This is a genomic window from Sanguibacter gelidistatuariae (assembly GCF_900096585.1).
Classification (GTDB): domain Bacteria; phylum Actinomycetota; class Actinomycetes; order Actinomycetales; family Cellulomonadaceae; genus Sanguibacter; species Sanguibacter gelidistatuariae.
On sequence record NZ_FMYH01000003.1, the window covers coordinates 360,412 to 376,755 of the forward strand.

At 70.7% G+C, this 16,344-nt stretch carries 16 protein-coding genes; 12 read left to right on the forward strand and 4 right to left on the reverse strand.

What is annotated here, in order from left to right:
- The first annotated feature begins 76 nt into the window (after positions 1-76).
- From rbfA to BLQ50_RS09385, 5 genes are all read left to right on the forward strand, one after another.
- Positions 77-568 carry a 30S ribosome-binding factor RbfA gene (gene rbfA, locus BLQ50_RS09365; RefSeq protein ID WP_093183095.1) on the forward strand — a complete coding sequence of 164 codons (492 nt, stop codon included), beginning with the start codon at positions 77-79 and terminating at the stop codon, positions 566-568.
- 25 nt (positions 569-593) lie between these two features.
- Complete coding sequence (gene truB, locus BLQ50_RS09370; protein ID WP_093183096.1) at positions 594-1,625, forward strand: tRNA pseudouridine(55) synthase TruB; 1,032 nt, start codon at positions 594-596, stop codon at positions 1,623-1,625.
- A 154-nt stretch (positions 1,626-1,779) separates the two neighbouring features.
- Entirely contained in the window at positions 1,780-2,739 is a 960-nt protein-coding gene (locus BLQ50_RS09375; protein ID WP_093183098.1) for a bifunctional riboflavin kinase/FAD synthetase, read from the forward strand.
- Between the two features lie 7 nt (positions 2,740-2,746).
- Positions 2,747-3,439 (forward strand): ABC transporter ATP-binding protein, encoded by a 693-nt coding sequence (locus BLQ50_RS09380; protein ID WP_093183100.1) that lies wholly within the window; start codon positions 2,747-2,749, stop codon positions 3,437-3,439.
- Positions 3,439-5,061 carry a DUF6297 family protein gene (locus BLQ50_RS09385; RefSeq protein WP_093183101.1) on the forward strand — a complete coding sequence of 541 codons (1,623 nt, stop codon included), beginning with the start codon at positions 3,439-3,441 and terminating at the stop codon, positions 5,059-5,061. The genes BLQ50_RS09380 and BLQ50_RS09385 overlap by 1 nt, the downstream gene beginning before the upstream one ends.
- Positions 5,062-5,082: 21 nt before the next feature.
- Here BLQ50_RS09385 and BLQ50_RS09390 read toward each other — a convergent pair whose 3' ends face one another.
- The 3 genes from BLQ50_RS09390 to BLQ50_RS09400 are packed head-to-tail and all read right to left on the reverse strand — an operon-like array spanning position 5,083 to position 7,543.
- Positions 5,083-5,610 (reverse strand): DinB family protein, encoded by a 528-nt coding sequence (locus tag BLQ50_RS09390; protein WP_093183103.1) that lies wholly within the window; start codon positions 5,608-5,610, stop codon positions 5,083-5,085.
- 47 nt (positions 5,611-5,657) lie between these two features.
- Positions 5,658-6,398, reverse strand: coding sequence for an ABC transporter ATP-binding protein (locus BLQ50_RS09395; protein WP_093183104.1), 741 nt, complete (start codon positions 6,396-6,398; stop codon positions 5,658-5,660).
- Between the two features lie 41 nt (positions 6,399-6,439).
- On the reverse strand, positions 6,440-7,543 hold the full coding sequence (locus BLQ50_RS09400) for an ABC transporter permease (RefSeq protein WP_093183106.1): 1,104 nt from the start codon (positions 7,541-7,543) through the stop codon (positions 6,440-6,442).
- Positions 7,544-7,704: 161 nt separating this feature from the next.
- Here BLQ50_RS09400 and BLQ50_RS09405 point away from each other — a divergent pair, with 161 nt between their 5' ends.
- The 5 genes from BLQ50_RS09405 (at position 7,705) to BLQ50_RS09425 (ending at position 13,969) form a co-directional block, all read left to right on the forward strand.
- The gene (locus BLQ50_RS09405) at positions 7,705-8,967 is read left to right on the forward strand and encodes a sensor histidine kinase (protein ID WP_093183108.1); all 1,263 of its coding nucleotides are present in this window, start codon (positions 7,705-7,707) and stop codon (positions 8,965-8,967) included.
- Entirely contained in the window at positions 8,964-9,761 is a 798-nt protein-coding gene (locus tag BLQ50_RS09410) for a LuxR C-terminal-related transcriptional regulator (RefSeq protein ID WP_425424088.1), read from the forward strand. The genes BLQ50_RS09405 and BLQ50_RS09410 overlap by 4 nt, the downstream gene beginning before the upstream one ends.
- 152 nt (positions 9,762-9,913) lie before the next feature.
- The gene (gene rpsO / locus BLQ50_RS09415) at positions 9,914-10,183 is read left to right on the forward strand and encodes a 30S ribosomal protein S15 (protein WP_066463546.1); all 270 of its coding nucleotides are present in this window, start codon (positions 9,914-9,916) and stop codon (positions 10,181-10,183) included.
- A 233-nt stretch (positions 10,184-10,416) separates the two neighbouring features.
- The gene (locus BLQ50_RS09420) at positions 10,417-12,642 is read left to right on the forward strand and encodes a polyribonucleotide nucleotidyltransferase (RefSeq protein WP_093183109.1); all 2,226 of its coding nucleotides are present in this window, start codon (positions 10,417-10,419) and stop codon (positions 12,640-12,642) included.
- Between the two features lies 1 nt (position 12,643).
- Positions 12,644-13,969 (forward strand): M16 family metallopeptidase, encoded by a 1,326-nt coding sequence (locus tag BLQ50_RS09425; RefSeq protein ID WP_093183111.1) that lies wholly within the window; start codon positions 12,644-12,646, stop codon positions 13,967-13,969.
- A 101-nt stretch (positions 13,970-14,070) separates the two neighbouring features.
- On the opposite strand, the gene BLQ50_RS09430 is transcribed toward BLQ50_RS09425, so the two are convergent.
- Positions 14,071-14,973, reverse strand: coding sequence for a hypothetical protein (locus BLQ50_RS09430; RefSeq protein ID WP_093183113.1), 903 nt, complete (start codon positions 14,971-14,973; stop codon positions 14,071-14,073).
- Between the two features lie 106 nt (positions 14,974-15,079).
- Between BLQ50_RS09430 and dapB the strand changes: the two genes are divergently transcribed.
- Both dapB and BLQ50_RS09440 read left to right on the forward strand, forming a co-directional pair.
- Positions 15,080-15,856 (forward strand): 4-hydroxy-tetrahydrodipicolinate reductase, encoded by a 777-nt coding sequence (gene dapB, locus BLQ50_RS09435; RefSeq protein ID WP_281181318.1) that lies wholly within the window; start codon positions 15,080-15,082, stop codon positions 15,854-15,856.
- A gap of 7 nt (positions 15,857-15,863) precedes the next feature.
- The gene (locus tag BLQ50_RS09440; protein WP_093183114.1) at positions 15,864-16,310 is read left to right on the forward strand and encodes a hypothetical protein; all 447 of its coding nucleotides are present in this window, start codon (positions 15,864-15,866) and stop codon (positions 16,308-16,310) included.
- Positions 16,311-16,344: the final 34 nt, after the last annotated feature.

The following is a 16,344-nucleotide window of genomic DNA, read 5'->3' on the forward strand; positions in this document are numbered from 1 at the left end:
GAGCGCCGCGCCAGGACCGGCGTCGTCGTCTCCCGCCACGTGTCGACGACGCGTGTGCCCACGAAAGGAAGTTGTCATGGTTGACCACCCCCGCGCGCGCAAGCTCGCCGAACGCATCCAGGTGATCGTGGCCCAGATGCTCGACACCCGGATCAAGGACCCCCGCCTCGGGTTCGTCACCGTCACGGACGTGCGGGTGACCGGTGACCTGCAGAACGCGTCGGTCTTCTACACCGTCATGGGTGACGAGGAGGCACGTCAGGGCACGGCCGCGGCGCTCAACAGCGCCAAGGGCATGATCCGCTCCGAGGTCGGCAAGCAGACCGGCGTCCGGCTCACCCCGACCATCGAGTTCCACCTCGACTCGGTCCCCGAGACGGCCGAGAAGTTCGGCGAGCTGCTCCTGGAAGCCCGACGCCGCGACGCCGCGATCGCTGCGCTGCGCGAGAACGCCACCTACGCCGGCGACGAAGACCCGTACAAGAAGTCCGGGGACGAACCTGCCGACGACGAGCCAGCCGAGGCTGAGGTGCCCGACGACGTCGTTCCCGGTTCGCCCGCGCTCTGAACCCACCCCGAACAAGGAGTCTGGCATGACCTCCTCCGACCCCCAGGGCGGCGCTGGATCGCAGGACGCTGCCGGCCGGCGGATTGCCGCGCATCCGCCAGGCAACCGGCAGCGCCAGACGCAGGGAGCGGCCCGCGAGCGGCGGGCCAGCGCCCCGGACGGCTTCGTCGTGGTCGACAAGCCCGCAGGCTGGACGAGCCACGACGTGGTCGCCCGGATGCGCGGGCTGGCTGCGACCCGCAAGGTCGGTCACGCCGGGACGCTCGACCCGATGGCCACCGGCGTGCTCGTCATCGGCGTCGGGCGGGCGACCCGCCTGCTGACCTACGTGGTCGGTGAGGACAAGGAGTACGCCACGACGATCCGGCTCGGCGTGGGCACCACGACGGACGATGCTGAGGGCGAGGCAACCACCACGGCCGGAGCGGGCGCCGTCGAGCAGGCCGCGCTGGCCCGCGGGGTCGCCTCGCTCACGGGGGACATCCTCCAGGTCCCGAGCTCCGTCTCGGCAATCAAGGTGGACGGTCAGCGGGCCTACGCCCGGGTGCGCGCGGGGCAGTCCGTCGAGCTGGCCGCGCGTCCGGTGACCGTCAGCCGCTTCGAGGTGACCGCTCAGCGCAGCGCCGTCGTCGGCGGCACGGTGGTGCTCGACGTCGACGCGACCGTCGTATGCACCTCCGGGACGTACATCCGCGCCCTGGCCCGTGACCTCGGCGACATGCTCGGCACGGGCGGGCACCTGACCATGCTGCGCCGCACCCGGGTGGGCGGGTATCACCTGGACGCCGCCCAGAGCCTCGAGTCCCTCCAGGCGCAGGTCACCGAGAACGGGGTCATCGACGTGATGGCGCTGTCCGACGCGGCCCGTGCGACCTTCCCGGTCCGTGACCTCAGCGACGCTGAGGTCACGGCGCTCGGCTACGGCAAGCGGCTCGTGCCGATCGGTGACGCCCGGGGCATGCACGCCGGGATCAGCTCCTCGAACGAGCTCATCGCGTTGCTCGAGGAGTCCGAGGAACGCTCTCAGCCGGTCGTGGTGTTCGCGCCCGCCGTATGAGGCGCGTCCCCTCCGCCACGAGGCGCCCGTCACGCGGACGGTGAGGCGTGCGTCACCCCGGCTGTCCCAGTCCTGGACCATATTCCACCTCAGCGGGGTGGTCGTGGCAGGCTGGTCCCTGCGGTTCCCACCGCGTCGATCGTCAGGAGTTCGTGTGCAGCGTTGGAATGGTCTGAGCCAGGTCCCTGCGGGGGTCGGCCCCTCCGTGGTGACCATCGGCAACTTCGACGGCGTGCACCGTGGGCACGCGAAGGTCATCACGCGGCTCATCGAGCGCGCCCGCGAGCTGTCCGCGCGGTCGGTCGCGATCACCTTCGACCCGCACCCCGCCCAGGTGCACCGCCCCGCCGAGGCGCCGCCGCTCATCTGCGGCCTGACGGACCGGCTCGACCTGCTCGAGGCTACCGGCCTGGACGCGGTCCTCGTGCTGCCCTACTCCCTCGACTTCGCCCAGCTCACCCCCCGCGACTTCGTCGCGGAGTACATCGTCGGTGCGCTCGGCGCGTGCACCGTGGCCGTCGGGCGGGACGTGCGCTTCGGCCTGAACAACTCCGGCACGCTGACGACCATGATCGAGCTCGGTCAGGAGCTCGGCTTCACGGTCGAGGTGATCGACGACGTCGGCAACGACGCCGCTGCCCGCTGGTCTTCCTCCGCGGTGCGCGAGCTCTTGCTGGCGGGGCGTGTCACGGAGGCGGCGCGCGTGCTCGGCCGCCCGCACCGGCTGCGCGGCGTCGTCGTGCACGGGGACGCGCGCGGGCGTGAGCTCGGCTTCCCGACCGCGAACCTCAGCCAGGACGCCGAGGGCATGGTCCCGGCCGACGGCGTCTACGCCGGGTGGGTGCGCCGGCCGTCGTCCACGGAGGACGCCGTGCTGCCCGCCGCCATCTCGATCGGTACGAACCCGACCTTCGACGGGGTGCAGCGCCGGGTCGAGGCCTACGTCCTGGACCGTACCGACCTCGACCTGTACGGCGAGGAGATCCTCGTCGAGTTCGTCGAGCATCTGCGGCCCACGCTGCGCTTCGACGGCCTCGAGCCGCTCGTCATCCAGATGCACGACGACGTCGTGCAAGCCCGGGAGATCCTGGCCGGCGGGCCGGCGGACAGGTAGCGCGCCGGTGTCCGGTGAGTCCTCGGTGCTGCGCGCACGCGACCTGAGCGTCGGCTATGCCGGGACGCCCGTGTGCGCACCGGTCGACATCTCGGTCGGGGCCGGGCAGATGCTCGCGATCATCGGCGCGAACGGGAGCGGGAAGTCGACGCTGCTGCGCGCATTCCTGGGCCTCTTGGAGCCCCTCGCCGGGACGGTCGAGGTGCTCGGCCGCGAGGTCGACGAACGCGAACGTTCCTTCCGCGCTCAGGTCGCGGGTGTCCTGGACGCCGACGCCTATTTTCCCGGCCTGACCACCCGTGAGCACCTCGTGCTCACGGCACGCGGGCACGCCGTGCGGGCCGCCGGATCCGTCGTGGACGACCTGCTGGACCAGTTCGGCCTGACCGACCATGCGAACGCGTTCCCCGAGTCGCTGTCCTCGGGGCAGCGGCGGCGGCTGCTGCTCGCCGCGGGATTCGTCCGTCCCCGCCAGATCCTGGTCCTCGACGAACCCGAGCAGCGCCTGGACGTGCGCATGCGCCGCACCCTCGTGCAGATGTTGCGGGAGGACGCCGCCCGCGGCGTGAGCATCGTCTTCGCCACCCACGACGAGGAGCTCGTCCGGGGCACGGGAGCATCGGCGTTGCTCATGGCCGACGACGCGTGCTCTGTGCTCAGCCCGGCCGACGCCGTGGCCGCGCTGGCCCGAGGGCTGTGATGCTGCCTCGGCTCGAGACCGACCCGGAGGAGGAGTTCACGGGCGCCGAGATCCGGGACCTGACCGCCCGGGTGACGGCGTCGCACCGACGCTACGGGGTGGGCACGGTCGTCGCGGACATCGTCTCAGTGGTCGCCTCGGCCGCGATCGTGGTTGGTCTGGTGATCGGGGCCTCGGGCGTGGTCCGTGACCTGCTCGTCGCTCCGCCCAGCGGGCCCACGAGCCCTGATCTCTCGACGTCTGGTCTCTCCCTCGCCACGGTGCGGGTCCTCCTGCTGGTCGCGGGGGCCGCGCTGGCCACCGGGCTGGCCGCGCGCCTCGGGCCGCTTGCGGTGTCCGGGGCTGGCCTGCGGTGGTGGCTGCCGATGCCGGTGGACCGCAGAGGTCTGCTCACTCCGCGGTACGTTCAAGGGCTGCTCCTGTGGTCGGCCGCCGGTGCCGCCTTCGTCATGGTCGTGACGACGTCGACCGGAGGGCCGGTCACGGCGGGGACCCTCGTGACGAGCGTCGCGACGGGGGCGGTGTGCGGGGCGCTGCTTGTCATGTCGGTCGGCCTCGTCCAGCGACGCCGAACGGTCGTGGCGGCGACTGTCGTCGCGAGCGATCTGATCTTCGCGCTGACGCCGGTCCTCGGCGTCGGGCTCCTGACGGTGGGCGCGACCGAGGTGGGCGGGGACGATGCCTGGTGGCGGGGCGTCACAGGGGAGGGGGGTGATGCGTGGTGGGGCGGTGCTTGGTGGTGGGGCGGTGGTGGGCCCGTGTGGACGGTGCTGGCCCTGCTCGGATCGGCCGCCGTGGCCGGTGCGTGGCGGTGGCACCGGAGCCTGGAGACGCTGGGCGCTGTCGCACTGACGCCCGCGGCCTCAGTGGTCGAGCGGGCGGGAGGCGCCGTGGTGTCGCTCGACCTGCGTGAGCTCGGCCGGGCACTGGATCGCCCGGGCGTACTGAGATCGCCTCGACGGTCCCGTGACCAGAGGTGGGTGCGGGGGCCGGTGACGGCGCTGCTTGCCGCCGAGGCGGTGGCCGTGGCGCGGAATCCGACCGTGATCGCGCAGGTGCTGGGTCTCGGTGCATTGATCGTGGTCGCCCGGGAGGTCCCCGTGCTCAGCGGCGGCCTCGGGCTTGCCGTCGTGCTGCTGGTCGTGGGGATCCGCAGCGCTCAGCTCGGGGCGCAGGGGGCGCGGTCGGCGGAGGTTTCGCCGGTGCTCGACTCACTGCTGCCGCTCAGTGCCCGGGCGACCCGGTTGGTGCGCGCCGTCGTGCCTGCCGTGGCGGTCTTCGTGAGCCTGGCCGTCGGCTGCGCTCCGCAGGTGGTGGAGGACCCGCGATGGCTCGCGCTCCTGGCTGCCGGGGCAGGGTGCTTCGGCGCGGCGGCCGTGCGCGGTGCCTATCGGCGAGCGCCCACCTGGTCCGCCCCGCTGCTGGCGACTCCAGCGGGCGCGGTGCCGACCGGCGCGCTGTCCATGGTGACCACAGGACCCGACCTCGCGGCGCTAGGAGCGATCCCGCTGCTCGCCGCGGTCGTCACCGGCGCGCCTGGGTGGGGGACCGTGGCGCTGCAGGTGCTGTTCTCGGCCGCGGCGCTGGCCGTGTGCTCGCGGGTCCGGCGCGGGATCGCATGAGGCGCCAGCAGACGGCGGGCGTCAGGAGTGCGGGCGAGTGACGTCCCACAGGTGGTGCGCGACGTCGTGCATGAGGTAGCGGGCGAGGGACTCGACCGTGAACCGGGAGCCGTCGCTGCGCAGGCCGGCGCGGTTCGCCGCAGCTGGGGGGATCGCCTCGAGCGCGGCCGCGAGGGCCTCACCCGCCGCGACCAGCTGGTCGGCGACGACGAGCGGATCTAGCTCGCCGTAGCGACCTGCGGTGGCCGCGGCGTCCTGGTCCCAGTCCTCCAGGAGCGGGTCGTCCTCGGTGATCATCCGGGCGAAGCGCCCGGAGAAGACCACGAAGACGTCCCGGACGTGGGCCCCGTACTCCAGGACTGACCACGTGTGGTCGTCGGGCCGGGTGGCCACGTCGGCGCGGCCCAAGATCGCGGGCCAGCGCTCGACGTCGGCCTGCAGCCGAGCCGGGATGTCGGCCAGCGCAGCGGCCGGAGCGTCGAATCCGCACTCCGGGCACGCCCGCTCGGTCACCCAGGTCCAGTTCTTCGTGTCCGGAGAGATGGTCATGGCCGCAGCATATGCCCGCAGGTCGTGGCGGATCGCCTTGAGTCGGCTCAGGCCCGCGCCGGCTGAGCGGCAGGCGCCGACGTGCCTGTAGTCCCCGCGGTCCGCGCGCTGATGCGCCCATCAACCAGGTGGACCCGGTCGGTGATCGACCCGAGGGTCGCCTCGTCATGGGTGACGATGATCGTGGCCGCCCCGGACTCGCGGGTGAGCGCGGTGATCAGCTCGATGATCTGCAGACCTCGGTCGTGGTCGAGGGCCGACGTGGGCTCGTCGACGAGGAGAACCTCGGGGGAGTTCATCATCGCCCGAGCGATCGCCGTGCGCTGACGTTGCCCGCCCGAGAGCTGCGCGGGCCGCTTCGACGCCCACGGAGCCATCCCGACGGCGTCGAGCAGGTCCATCGCGCGGGTCCGCGCCGAGCGCGGTCGATTGCCGCGCAGGTGCGCCACGAGCTCGAGCTGCTCGACGGCGGTCAGGGAGTCGATGAGCTGCGGCTGCTGGAAGACGATGCCGATCCGTTCGCGTCGCAGCCGCGCGCTCGCGGCGTCGGACGTGGCCTCGGGGTGGTCGGCCGGGGCGTTGACGACGTCCGCGCCGATGCGCACGAGTCCCTTGGTCGGGCGGGTGAGCGTCGAGGCGACCGCGAGCAGGCTTGACTTGCCCGACCCGGACGGGCCGAGGATCGCGGTCGCGGTGCCGGGGGAGACGGTGAGGCTGACGTCGTCGACCGCCGTGAGGTCGTGGTCGCCGTCGGGGTAGGTCAGGGTGATGTGGTCCAGGGTGAGCATGAGGAGACCTTTCTGTCGGTAGGGGTGCGGTTGGCCGGCAGCTAGCGGGCGGCGAGTGCGGCGTGCGGGTCGATCCGGGTGATCCGGACGACCGCGAGCAGCGCGCCGACCAGGCCGAGCGCCGCGAGGAGCAGGGCCGGAACGACGATCGTGCTTGCGCCGATGACCACCGGCATGACCTGAGCGGCGACCAGGCCGAGGCCCGCGGCGAGCAGCGCGCCGGCCCCGGTCCCGAGCGCCAGGACGATCAGCGCCTGACCGATCGCGTCCTTCAACAGGTACCGGTTGGACGCGCCGAGGGCCTTGAGCACGGCGATGTCGCGGCCGCGGTTGATCGTCCAGACCGTGAAGAACGCGCCCACGACCAGCGCGGAGATCGCGACGAGGAAGGTCTGCATCATGGTCAGCGAGAGGTTCTCGGCCGCGAAGGAGCTGATCGCGGAGCGGGAGTCGCTGAGCCCCAGGGTCTGGGTCTTGAGGTCGGTGTCTGCCGCGGTGATGGCTCCGGAGGGTAGTGCCGAGCCGTCGGCGGTCTGGATCGCGACGACGGTGGCGACCAGGTCGGCGTCGGCGGTCGCGCCGCTCCCGCCGCGCGCACCCACAGACTGCCAGTCGGCGAGCGAGATCCAGACGACCGGGGTGTGGGCATACTCGGCATCGGATGAGGCGACGGCGTGCACGGTGAGCGTCTGCGAGCCGAGAGCGAGCGAGTCCCCGGCCTTCGCCCCGAGCGCCTCCGCAGCGCCCGAGGAGAGGATGACCGCGCCGTCGGCCACGGTCCCTGGCGCAAGTGGGGAACCAGGCACGACGCCGAAGGCCGTCACCGCCGCGGTCGTGTCGGCCACGCTGGCGCGGGTCTGGGCGACGCCGAGCGGCTCGGCGCTCGTGACCCCGGCGACCTGAGCCCAGCCTTCCCACTGTGCAGGGTCGACCTGGGACTCCGTGAAGCTCGGATCGGATCCGGCGGCCTGCGAGAAGGCCAGGTGGGTCGCGGGAAGGTCGACGATCCCGGAGGTGCTCGCCCGGCCAAGACCGGCCGTGAGGCTTGCGAGGAAGCCGACGAGCACAGTGATGAGGGCGATGACGGAAGTCATGAGGACGAAGCGGCCCTTGGCGAACCGCAGGTCTCTGAGTGCGACGAACATGGTGGTCCTCTCGTGGACGGGGATATGTGACTGCTCCCAGCCTGCCGCGGAGGACCTGATCGCAGATCAGGCGGGTGGATGTTCCTGGCCTGCCACATGGTTGGTCCCCAGGTCAACCGTTTGGTTGATGCACCACGAGCTGGTGTCGGTACGGTGGAGCGGTGAAACCCCTCAACGTCATCAAGGCCGCCCGTGGGCTCCAGGTCGGCCTCGATGTCCTCATCGGTGCGCTCCTCGTGCTGCTGGTCGCGACGTCGCTGGCCGACGGCGAGACGCATCGCGGTTGGCTGGCGCTCGGTGTGGTCGCCTTCGTGGGGGTCTACGTGGCTGGTCGGCTGACCGTCCATGTCAGCGACTACTCGGTCGACGCCCCGCGTGGACAGCTGTGGCCGGGTGGCGCGTGGATGATCGCGCTCGGCGTCACCTGGGCCGGGCTGCTGCTCCTGGGCGACGCTGCGTTGTGGATGGCGTTCCCGCTGATGTTCCTGCAGATGCACGTGCTCGGCCCCCGGCGTGGGGTGCTGGCCGTGACCGGCACGACGGTGCTCGCCGTCGCGGGCGCGCTGCACAACGGGCTCACGCCCGTCGGCTCGGTCTTCGGTCCCGTGGTCGGAGCTGCGGTGGCCGTCGGGGTGGTGCTCGGGTTCGAGGGGGTCGTCCGGGAGTCCCAGCAGCGTCAGGCGGTCATCGCCGAGCTGACCCGCACGCGGACCGAGCTCGCGCGCGCCGAGCGGGAGCAGGCCACCGCGCACGAGCGGGAGCGCTTGGCGCGGGAGATCCACGACACCCTGGCCCAGGGCTTCTCTTCGATCAACCTCCTCCTGCGGGCGGCGGACAAGTCGCTCGAGGACGGCGACGTTGCCACGGCCCGGGAACGGATCGCCGTCGCGCGCGACGCCGCGCACGAGAACCTCGACGAGGCGCGCCGCGTGGTCAAGGCACTGGCCCCGTCCGGGCTCGAGGCCACTTCGCTCACCGGCGCGCTCGAGCGCCTCGCGGCGCAGTCGACCGCGCGGTCGGACATCACCTGGCACGTCAGCGTGAGCGGGGAGCCGCGTGAGCTCCCGCTCACGGTCGAGGCGACGCTGCTGCGGATTGCGCAGTCCGCGGCGGCGAACGTCGTCCAGCACTCGGGTGCTGCGCGCGCGGACCTGACGGTGACCTACCTGGACGGCGGCGTCGCGCTCGACGTCGTCGACGACGGGCACGGCTTCGATCCCGGGCGGCCGGCGGCGGGGGCAGGCGGTTTTGGGCTGCCGGCGATGCGGTCGAGGATCGCCGAGCTCGGCGGGACGCTGACCGTGGAGTCGGCTCCGGACGGGCGGTCGGGTACGGCGCTCGCGGTCTATGTGCCGCTCGTGGGGACCGCGGACGATACGGATGTGGCGACCGCGGACGAGCCGGAAGAGGAGAGGGCGTCATGACCGCAGCGGTGAGGAGTGGTGGAGAGATGCAGATCGGTGACGGTGCGGTGGTGACCAGCGGCATGGTGGTGACCAGCGGCATGGTGGTGACCGGTGACGGGCCTGTCAAGGACATGAACGTCAAGGACATGAACGGGGCGGCGAACGACGGCGACAGGAGCGCGACGCTCGCCGTGGTGCTGACCGACGACCACCCGATCGTGCGTGCGGGGTTGCGTGCGGTGATCGACGCAGAGCCGGACATGTCCGTGGTCGCGGAGTTCGCGACGGCCGAGGACCTGCTCGCCGCGGTCCGCGGCGGGCAGCACGCCGATGTCATCTGCCTGGACCTGCGGTTCGGCCCCGGCCGGATGACCGGGTCGCGGGCCGCCGCCGAGCTCAGTGCCATGGCAGGCCCGCCGGTGCTCATCCTGACCACGTACGACTCCGACGCTGAGATTCTCTCTGCCGTCGAGGCGGGTGCGACGGGCTACCTGCTCAAGGACGCGCCGACCGAGGAGCTGACGACGGCGATCCGCGCGGCGGCGGCCGGCCAGGTCGCGCTCGGGCCGGCCGTGCAACGCAAGCTCTTGGGTCGGCTCCGCGCCCCGTCGGTGTCGCTGACCCGGCGAGAGCTCGAGGTGCTCGCGCTCGTGGCCGCCGGACGGTCCAACGACGAGGTCGCGGCGGAGCTGTTCCTGTCGCGGGCAACGGTCAAGACGCACCTGGTGCACATCTTCGACAAGCTCGGGGTGCAGTCCCGCACTGCCGCGGTGGCGCGTGCGCGTGAGCGGGGAGTGTTGGCGGAGCAGTAGGAAGGCTTGGGGGAGGGAGACCCCGCACCCCCGTCTGCGGACCGCCCCGCCATGCTGTTAGACTTCATACGCCGTTAGATCGGCCGCGGATTCATAGTGCTCGGGTGGAAATGCCCCGGAGCGCCGCGCAACGATACACATCAAGGAGAGCCGTGCCCCTCGACACTGCCACGAAGCAGTCCATCATGACCGAGTTCGCCACGACCGAGGGCGACACCGGTTCGCCTGAGGTTCAGGTTGCGATGCTCACGCAGCGCATCAAGGACCTCACCGAGCACCTCAAGGAGCACAAGCACGACCACCACAGCCGTCGTGGTCTGCTCCTCCTCGTTGGAAAGCGCCGTCGCCTCCTCGGGTACCTGCAGAAGGTTGACATCAACCGCTACCGCAGCCTGATCGAGCGTCTCGGTCTGCGTCGCTGACAGCATGTTTCATAGCCCGGTCCCTCGCGTTTTAGGGGCCGGGCTAGTTCGGTATAACTGAGTTACGCCTGAACACGCTCCACCCACTCCGGTCCGTCTCGGATGCTCTCGTTCGGTCCTCGGTAGTGGTTCCCGGCAACAGTGCGCTCACGCGCCAGACCTGTTCCGTGAACCTCGATCGAAGACCGCCAGGGCACAGCGCGGCGGATCCTTCGTCAAAGAGGAGGGCACCCATGGAGGGTCCCGAGATTGAATTTGAAGAAACCATCATCGACAACGGGCGCTTCGGCACCCGTACCGTCCGCTTCGAGACCGGCCGTCTGGCCCGTCAGGCTGCCGGCTCCGCCGTCGCCTACCTCGATGGCGAGACCATGCTGCTCTCGGCCACGACCGTGGGCAAGCACCCCAAGGAACAGTTCGACTTCTTCCCGCTGACGGTCGACGTCGAAGAGCGGATGTACGCCGCCGGTCGCATCCCCGGATCGTTCTTCCGCCGTGAGGGACGCCCCAGCACCGAGGCCATCCTCACCTGCCGCCTGATCGACCGCCCGCTGCGCCCGACCTTCACCAAGGGTCTGCGCAACGAGGTCCAGGTCGTCGTGACCGTCCTCGCGATCCACCCCGACGACGCCTACGACACCCTCGCGATCAACGTCGCGTCGCTGTCCACGCAGCTGTCCGGCCTGCCGTTCTCCGGTCCCGTCGGAGCCGTGCGCATCGCGCTCGTCGACGGCCAGTGGGTCGCGTTCCCCAAGTACTCCGACAAGGAGAAGGCCGTCTTCGACATGGTCGTCGCCGGTCGTGTTGCTGGTGACGACGTCGCGATCATGATGGTCGAGGCTGAGGCAACGAACAACTCCTGGAACCTCATCAAGAACGAGGGCGCCATCGCCCCGACCGAGGCGATCGTCGCCGAGGGTCTCGAGGCTTCCAAGGTCTTCATCCGCCAGCTGTGCGAGGCTCAGGCTGCCCTGGCCGCCAGGTCCGCCAAGCCGGTCCAGGAGTTCCCGCTGTTCCTGGACTACCAGGATGACGCATACGCCGCTGTTGAGGCTCAGGTCTCGACCGAGCTCGCCAAGGCGCTCACCATCGCGGACAAGCAGTCCCGCGAGACCCGCCTGGACGAGATCAAGGCTGCCGCCCTGTCCGCCCTGGCAGACCGTTTCGAAGGCCGCGAGAAGGAGCTGTCCGCAGCCGTCCGCGCCGTGACCAAGCACCTCATCCGCCAGCGCGTGCTGACCGACGGTGTGCGCATCGACGGCCGTGGCCTTGCCGACATCCGCACGCTCTCCGCGGAGGTCGAGGTTGTCCCTCGCGTCCACGGTTCGGCGATCTTCGAGCGCGGCGAGACCCAGATCCTGGGCATCACCACGCTGAACATGCTCCGTATGGAGCAGCAGATCGACTCCCTCGGTCCGGAGACGCGCAAGCGTTACATGCACAACTACAACTTCCCGCCGTACTCGACCGGTGAGACCGGTCGCGTGGGCAGCCCCAAGCGTCGCGAGATCGGGCACGGCGCACTTGCCGAGCGCGCCCTCATGCCGGTGCTGCCGAGCCGCGAGGAGTTCCCCTACGCGATCCGCCAGGTGTCTGAGGCTCTCAGCTCCAACGGTTCGACGTCGATGGGCTCGGTCTGCGCCTCGACCCTGTCCCTGCTCAACGCGGGTGTGCCGCTGCGCGCCCCCGTCGCCGGTATCGCCATGGGCCTCATCTCCGACGTCGTCGACGGCAAGCCGCGCTACGCGGCCCTGACCGACATCCTCGGAGCCGAGGACGCCTTCGGCGACATGGACTTCAAGGTCGCCGGAACCCGTGAGTTCGTCACGGCCATCCAACTCGACACCAAGCTCGACGGCATCCCCGCCTCGGTCCTCGGTGGCGCGCTGACCCAGGCCCGCGACGCACGCTTCGCGATCCTGGACGTCCTCGCCGAGGCGATCGACGTACCCGACGAGATGAGCCCCTTCGCTCCTCGCGTCATCTCGGTCCAGGTCCCCGTGGACAAGATCGGCGAGGTCATCGGCCCGAAGGGCAAGATGATCAACCAGATCCAGGAGGAGACCGGCGCGGACATCTCCATCGAGGACGACGGCACCGTGTACATCGGTGCGGTCGACGGCCCGTCCGCAGAGGCCGCGCGCGCGGCGATCAACGCGATCGCCAACCCGCACGTGCCGGAGATCGGTGAGCGCTTCGTCGGAACGGTCGTCAAGACCACGTCCTTCGGTGCCTTCATCTCGCTCTCCCCGGGCAAGGACGGACTGCTGCACATCAGCCAGATCCGCAAGCTCGTTGGTGGCAAGCGTGTCGAGAACGTCGAGGACGTCCTGGCCATCGGCCAGAAGGTCCAGGTCGAGATCGGTGAGGTCGACCCCCGCGGGAAGCTCTCGCTGCACGCCGTGATCGACGAGCCGGCCGCGGGCGACGCGGCCGACGCAGGGCAGGCAGACGCCTGACGTGCCCTGGAACCTTCCGCTCGCCCCTGCCGGTTCGCCGGAGAACGAGCTGACCGCCGGGCAGGACGGTGCGACGATCCGTCGCTCCGTCCTGCCCGGCGGGGTTCGGGTGCTCACCGAGCACATGCCCGGCCTGCGTTCAGCGACGGTCGGTGCCTGGGTGGGTGTTGGTTCGCGTGACGAGACCAGCGGCCACTACGGCTCGACCCACTTCCTTGAGCACCTGCTGTTCAAGGGGACCCAGCGCCGCACCGCGATGGACATCGCCGAGGCCTTCGACGCCGTCGGCGGCGAGGCCAACGCGGGCACCGGCAAAGAGCACACCGTGTACTACGCGCGGGTGCTCGACTCCGACCTGCCCATGGCGGTCGACGTCATCACCGACATGGTCACCTCCGCCCGGATCGACGAGGCGGAGCTCGAGACCGAACGAGGAGTGATCCTCGAAGAGCTCGCCATGAACGACGACGACCCCTCCGACGTCGCGCACGAGGAGTTCGCTGCGGCCGTTCTGGCCGGGCATGCCCTTGGACGCCCCATCGGCGGCACCCCAGATGCCATCAACGCCGTCCCGCGGGCGGCCGTCTGGGAGCACTACAAGTGGCACTACCGCCCGGAGACGCTAGTCATCTCCGCAGCGGGCGGCGTGGACCACGACGCCCTGTGCACCCAGGTGGAGGCCGCGCTGTCCGACGGCGGCTGGGACCTCGCCGACGGCGCCTCGCCTCGCGCGCGGCGCGATTCGAGCGACATCACCGGCGTGGGGGAGATCGGCACCGAGCTCACCATCCGGCGTAGCGTCGAACAGGCGAACGTCGTCATCGGCTCGACCGGGCTCTCTGCCACGGACGAGCGCCGCTTCATCATGTCGGTGCTCAGCGCCGTTCTTGGTGGTGGCATGTCTTCGCGGCTCTTCCAGGAGATCCGCGAGAAGCGTGGGCTAGCGTACTCGACGTACTCCTTCGCCTCCGGCCACGGCGGGATCGGTACCTTCGGGCTGTACGCCGGGTGCACCCCGGCAAAGGTCGACGAGGTCAGTGCGCTCCTGGTGAGCGAGCTGGAACGCCTCGCCGACTCCGGCATCACCACGGCTGAGCTCGAGCGCAGCATCGGTCAGCTCTCGGGCGGACTGGTGCTCGGGCTGGAAGACTCCGGCTCGCGGATGAGCCGGCTGGGCAAGGCGGACCTGGTGACCGGCGAGCTGCTCAGCGTCGCCGAGTCGCTCGAACGGATCCGGTCCGTGACGGGCGAGGAGGTCCAGGCCCTGGCCAAGGACCTCGCCTCCCGTCCTCGCTCGACCGTGCGAGTCGGGCCCTTCGGGGACTGATCGTGCTCTGATCCGAGCACAGTACTGAGGCCGACCGCGCACGCGGTCGGCCTCAGTTGTCTCTCGTGCCAGCAGACTCCGCCGATCGTGGCGTCGTGCGATCAGAGAGTGAGCAGCCTCTCGGCTCGGGCGGCCAGGTGCTGACGGTTGGTCGCGATGGCAACACCGACCGCCGAGAGGATCGCCATGGTCCAGCCGTCGTCGGCGACGTAGGTGATGCCCTCCACGGCGCCCAGGGCGATGCCTGCGTAGGCGACGATCCGCCACGTGGTCGCGTGCGCGCGAGCTTGCCGCCTGCCTGACAACCACCCGGCCCAGATGGCGAGAGCCGCCAGGTGCGCAGGAGCGCTGTAGGTCAGGTCGCTCCAGCGGGGTGGGCCATCAGAGAAGAACAGCCGCAGTCCGCCCACAGCGCTGAAGATGATGAGCCCGACGACGATGGCCAGCATGAAGACGGCGAATACGGTGACGGTGTGGTGCGTCGACCGGGCGAGCTCGTCCCGGCTGGAGCGCGGGGCCGAGGGCGCGGGGTCTCCCAGAGGACTGGCATCCCGTCGCGGCGTCGCCCGCCAGACGGCCTCACTCCACAGAAGGACGGTGCCCGCCCAGATCGAGGCGATGGGCAGCCACACGCCGTCGGACAGCAGGACGGAGTCGCTCAGCACGAGCGCGGCGGTGATGATTGCAAGCGCAGCTGCGCTGCGCCACGGGCGCGGAGTGAGCAGCTGGGCGCCGATCGCGGTGCAGAGCACGGTGAGCGCAGCCATCGTGGCCCCAGCGGGCAGGTAGTCGAGTGGGGCGATGCCGTAGGCCGGGAGCGCGGCGTCGATGCCCACGAGAGTCGCCTGCTCGGTCCACGCCCCGAACCATTCACTGACCTGCCGGTATGTGAGCGTCGCGGCCGTCGCGGCACTGGCTGTAGCCGGCGCGAGGATCGCGAAGATGAGCCACCACCTCGAAGTCCCTCGACCGACGAACTGTCTTGAGGTGACCTCCGCTGTCATCGTCTACCCATAGTCGCCACGTCAATCCATCGACATCACGCGGGCTGACCTTGATGCTCGACTCCGCAGGAGCCGACCACCACGCACCTGCAGATACTCTTGGCGGGTGACTGAATCAGCTTCTCAGACGATCAAGGTCGCGGTGCTCGGCGCCGCGGGCCGCATGGGCCAGACGGTGTGCGCGGCGGTCGAGGCCGCCCCCGACCTCGAGCTCGTGGCTCGCTTCGACGCGGGTGACGACTTCTCCGTCGTGGCCGGCTCGGGTGCCCACGTGGCGGTCGACTTCACCATCCCCGCCGTGACCGAGGCCAACGTGCACGCGCTCATCGACGCCGGGATCCACGCCGTCGTCGGCACGACCGGATGGACGGACGAGTCCCGTACGCGGGTCACCGAGCATCTTGCCCAGGCGGGCCCCGCGAGCCAGGGGCTCGGGGTGCTCATCGCCCCGAACTTCGGCCTCAGCGCCGTCCTTGCGATGACCTTCGCGGCCAAGGCCGCGCGCTACTTCGAGTCCGCCGAGGTCATCGAGCTGCATCACCCGGACAAGGTCGACGCGCCGAGCGGGACCGCCCGGCACACCGCGAGGGCGATCGCCGCCGCGCGCGCCGAGGCGGGGCTCGCGCCCAGCCCGGACGCAACCGAGTCGGGCTTCGAGGCCCGCGGCGCGGACGTCGACGGCGTCCGCGTGCACGCGGTGCGTCTGCGCGGGCTGGTGGCCCACGAGGAGATCCTCTTCGGCAACGTCGGTGAGCAGCTGATCATCCGCCAGGACTCCTTCGACCGGGTGTCCTTCATGCCGGGCGTGCTGCTCGCCGTCCGCGAGGTCGTCACCCGTCCAGGCCTGACCGTGGGCCTGGAAAACGTCCTCGACCTGACCTGAGCCGACGATGAACAAGAAGGCGCTGCTTGGCGCGGTAACGGTGACGGCCCTCCTCGCCCTGTACATCTACGCGATCTGGGGCCGCGCCCACGCGCTCATGGGCACCGGGGAGCCGGTCGGGATCGCGATCGGCATCGGGGTGCTCATCATCCCGCTGCTCGCCGTCGGGCTCATCGCGCGCGAGTGGTGGTTGGGCGTGGTCGTCCAGCGGATGGCCGACCAGCTTGCCCAGTCGGGCGAGCTCCCGGTTGACGACCTGCCCAGGTCGCCCGGTGGCCGGATCGACCGTGACGCGGCCGACGCGGCCTTCGTCGTCATGCGTGAGCGGGTCGAGGCCGAGCCGGGGAGCTGGAAGGCCTGGTACAACGTCGCCTTCGCCTACGACGCAGCCCGCGACCGCAAGCGAGCTCGCGCCGCCCTACGCACCGCCGCCCGCCTCTACAAAACCCCCTAACCCGAAGAACCCGCTGAGTGCTGGTGGGGGCGAG